Below are 214 nucleotides of genomic sequence, written 5' to 3'. Positions count from 1 at the left end.
CTGCCCAATCCACATCGGTGATAACTGTATGTTGGCACCGGGAGTCCATATCTATACGGCAACTCATCCACTGGACGCTAACGAACGCAATAGCGGGGTTGAACTAGGGAAACCTGTAACCATCGGGAATAATGTCTGGATCGGTGGTCGCGCAGTCATAAATCCGGGGGTAACACTGGGCGACAATGTGGTTGTGGCGTCAGGCGCAGTGGTG

Annotated in this window: 1 protein-coding gene; it reads left to right on the top strand. The window is 53.7% G+C overall.

The features are described 5' to 3' along the window. Positions 1 to 214 (top strand): DapH/DapD/GlmU-related protein (locus tag FDX22_RS21975; RefSeq protein ID WP_304571803.1); only part of this gene is annotated, 214 nt, incomplete at both ends.

Origin of the sequence: Citrobacter sp. TBCS-14 (genome assembly GCF_005280805.1) — a bacterium.
In the GTDB taxonomy this organism is placed as follows: domain Bacteria; phylum Pseudomonadota; class Gammaproteobacteria; order Enterobacterales; family Enterobacteriaceae; genus Citrobacter; species Citrobacter gillenii.
This window is presented reverse-complemented; position numbering and strand designations above follow the sequence as displayed.